We start from the raw sequence: 3,908 nt of genomic DNA, 5'->3' as shown, positions 1-3,908 counted from the left end.
AATCCTTCAATTCTTTAAATCTAAAATCTAAAATCTAAAATCTAAAATCGATTAACCAGCCCCCGGATACATCCGTAAAGTCGCTTTCTTCAATTCTTCAATTATTCAAATCTTCAAATCTTCAATTCTTTAAATCTAAAATCTAAAATCTAAAATCTAAAATCGATTGGCTTGTCCCCTCTTCCTTTAGACAGGAGACACTTGGGCTATAAATGCGCTACTGTGTTGCCAATATTTTGATGAGGAAAAAAAGGCTGTGGTTCCCTTACGCGATGAAAATCCCATTACTATCACTCCCTACGTCACCTACGGGCTGATTGCCGCAAACATATTAGTATTTTTGTACGAACTCAGTTTGGGCGATCGACAATTAACCGAATTTTTCTACTCTTGGGCCGTAATTCCTTGCCAGTTAAGCAATATGTGTCGGGTTGCTCTGCCAGTTTCGCCATTTCCCGAATGGACGACACTAATTAGCTCCCAATTCCTGCACGCAGGCTTTCTCCACATTGCCGGAAATATGTTATTTTTGTGGATTTTTGGCAACAACGTAGAAGAGCGTTTAGGACACGTCAAATTTATAATATTTTACCTTACTTGCGGCGTTTTAGCATCACTAACTCAGTGGTTTTTTTCCTCCGCATCTGCCATTCCGTCCCTAGGTGCTAGCGGCGCGATCGCAGGCGTGATGGGAGCTTACATTCTCAGATATCCCCAAGCCAAAGTCCTGACACTGCTGCCCTTGGGAATCTTTATTACCACTGTCAGAGTCCCAGCTTTCTTCTTTCTAGGATTTTGGTTTGCACAGCAAGCATTGAGCGGCTTGGCTTCGTTGAATGCCCCGGCAAGTGTCGGCATGGAATCCGGGGGAGTCGCCTATTGGGCCCACGCTGGCGGCTTTGTTTTCGGCGCTATTCTCGGCCCTTTGTTGGGATTGTTTTCGGAGGAAAATCAGATTTAATTTTTCACCGCCGTTGAACAAAAATTAACGCAGATAAACTGCCAAAAAATCGGCGTTTACCTGCGTTAATCTGCGGTTTAAAACCTCTTATCTTCCTAGATAAACGTCAAGTCAAATTCCGAAAGAGCAGAAACCCCAGTTACACCATTTAACTTCGCCAAAATGCGAGAATCGCTGCCGGTGAGGTTATTGCCATTGCCGTCATAAATGATGTAAGTATTGCCGCCGGAATCGTAGGCAAACAAGAAAGCACTTCCTCCCAGAATATTTGCAGAAACCGTTGTCTGCACATTCAGCAGAACTTGGGTGTTACCGCTAAGATTCGCAAATCCGGGGGCAAAATTAAACTGATCGGCGATCGGCACACCGAGACCGCTAAAATCAGTAATCACATCGTATCCGCCCGCCGCGATCGCAGCCTCGATCGCCGCCGAAGAAGACGCATCAAAAGCCGGCCCACCTTGTTCAGGGCTGGTATAGCGGTATTGATTGTTGCCGCCACCCCCTGTCATGGTATCTGCGCCGAGGCCCCCTACGAGCACATCGTTATCTAAACCGCCGTTAATCGTATCGTTGCCACCTTGACCATCAATAGTATCGCTGCCCGCCAAACCGTCCAAATTGTCCGGCAAAGAACCCCCAACTAAATTGTTAGGCCCGCTATCAGCCGGCAAGATTTGAACGGTGACAGTACCTACGCCCGGAATTGTCCCGAATCCGTCGCTGACGCTGTAGGTGAAAGCAGTTGTACCCGCTACGTTGCCGGGGATGAATTGCACTTGAGAGACAAGATTTACAGCTACGCCCAGTTGTGGTGTGCTGACATTGATAATGCTGAGTGTCCCTTTTTGCGGACTGGAATCGTTCGCCAGCACGTCGATGAAAGTGGGCAGCAAATTATTCGTATTGGTAAAGACGATGCCGTCATCGACAGCAATCGGCGACAGAATAGTTGGAACAGTTACGGAGGTATCGAAAGAATTGATGTTAATTGCCACTGACGCTGCTGTGGTGCCACCTTGGTCGTCAGCTACGCTGTAGCTGAAAGAACCGGCTTGCCCGATCACGTTTGTTCCCGGTTGAAATGTCAGCCCAAGTAAATCCTGAACGGTTAACTTTTGGTTCACGGTGACTGGGTTCGTACCCGTAATTACCTGACCAAAAGTAGGATTGGGAAGTCCGACTACCGCGATCGACAGCGGCTGGCCCTCGGGGTCGCTGGGCGCCGAAATGCTCAAAGACAGAGGCAAATTCTGCAAACCAGTCACCGTCTTGCCCGCTTCCACGATCGGCGGCTGGTTAGGAGTCGGAGATGTAAAACTCGGCGGAGTCGGCCCGCCGCCCAAAGGCGGAGGAGTTGGGGGCGCAGCAGTGGGAGTGGGGACGATCGAAGGACTCGGACTCGGATTTGTCCCGCCCGCAGTCGGACTCGGACTCGGACTCGGACTCGTACCCGGAACCTGTACCGGCAATGGATCCGTTGTGGGGTTCGTTGTTGTGCCTGTTATGGGGTTAGTTGTTGTACCCGTTGTGGGGTTCGTTGTTGTGCCTGCTGGTGTTGGAGTTGTGGTCGCTGGTGTTGGAGTTGTGGTCGCTGGTGTTGGAGTTGTGGTCGCTGGTGTTGGAGTTGTGGTCGCTGGTGTTGGAGTTGTGGGGTTAGTTGTTGTCCCCGTTGTGGGGTTAGTTGTTGTCCCCGTTGTGGGGTTAGTTGTTGTCCCCGTTGTGGGATTCGTTGTTGTCCCCGTTGTGGGGTTAGTTGTTGTCCCCGTTGTGGGATTCGTTGTTGTCCCCGTTGTGGGATTCGTTGTTGTCCCCGTTGTGGGGCTAGTTGTTGTCCCGGTTGTGGGGCTCGTTGTTGTCCCGGTTGTGGGGCTCGTTGTTGTCCCGGTTGTGGGACTCGTTGTTGTCCCCTCAATGGTGAAGGGATTGTCGTCTACGCGGGGTATTTGAGCTGTAGTGAACCGAGATTCATCTAGCGAGTTCGATCGAACATCAATCAACACCGCCAAAAATTCCCCAGTTTGCCTGTCCCTAATAATCGTGTTGCTAGAATTCGAGCCTTGGCCCTGGAAAATTTCTAACTCTGTAAAATTCAAACCTCCAGCCAGACCGATCGAATCTCCCGGATTAAAATCTCTAATTACATCAGCATCGCCGATTTCGCGACCGCCAGTAGTAAGAAACCCGTTGCCACCGGGCGACGTGCCCACCCTACCGAGAACAAAGATATCCGATCCGTCGCCTCCTGTCAGAGTATCAGACCCGCGATCGCCCGAAAGAATATCATCCCCAGCATCTCCAGACAAAGAATCATTGCCATCGCCCCCGAAGAGCAGGTCATCACCCTCGCCGCCATCACCAGTATCGTTACCAACACCGCCGGTGATAACATCCCCGCCCTGCTGTCCCAACAAAATATCATTGCCAGCGCCGCCAATCAGGCAGTCGTTACCCGTGTCGCCAAAAACAGTGTCACTGCCCCTGTCGCCAAAAATCAGGTCGTCTTCCCCACCACCGCGCAGACAGTCATTGCCTTTACCGCCGTACAGCGTGTCGTTACCTTCAGAACCCAAGACAATATCATTGCCCAGGTCGCCAAAAGCTAAGTCATCGCCCTCGTCGCCAGAAACCAAGTCATCGTCTTTGCCGCCCCGCGCCGTGTCATTACCGCGCCCGCCCTCAACAATATCTTTACCAGCGCCACCGTTGAGATAATCGTTACCGTCTTCGCCCCTGAGTAGATCGTCTCCGTCCCGACTCAAAAGTGTGTCGTCGCCGGCACCCCCGGCAATCGTGTCATTGAACAAGCTGCCGATTAAATAGTTACTGCCGTCATTTGCGACAACTAAGCCATCGACAAAAAGTGGCTCTGGGGGAGGCGTGGGAACTGTCAGAGTTTGCCGCGGCACAGGCGTGACCGAAATGTCCGGGCCCGTCCCCGTCACCA

At 51.2% G+C, this 3,908-nt stretch carries 2 protein-coding genes; one reads left to right on the top strand and one right to left on the bottom strand.

The window, feature by feature from the left end; genetic code table 11:
• The first annotated feature begins 256 nt into the window (after nucleotides 1–256).
• Nucleotides 257–961 carry a rhomboid family intramembrane serine protease gene (locus QUB20_RS26280; RefSeq protein ID WP_333055277.1) on the top strand — a complete coding sequence of 235 codons (705 nt, stop codon included), beginning with the start codon at nucleotides 257–259 and terminating at the stop codon, nucleotides 959–961.
• A 95-nt stretch (nucleotides 962–1,056) separates the two neighbouring features.
• Here the strand turns inward: QUB20_RS26280 and QUB20_RS26275 are convergent.
• Nucleotides 1,057–3,908, bottom strand: a 2,852-nt coding sequence (locus QUB20_RS26275; protein ID WP_333250703.1) for an Ig-like domain-containing protein, incomplete at its 5' end; no start/stop codon positions are given.

Source organism: Microcoleus sp. B4-C2, from assembly GCF_036705265.1.
Classification (GTDB): Bacteria; Cyanobacteriota; Cyanobacteriia; order Cyanobacteriales; family Microcoleaceae; genus Microcoleus.
The sequence above is the reverse complement of the archived record's forward strand: the minus strand, read 5'-3'. Positions and strand labels throughout refer to the sequence as shown.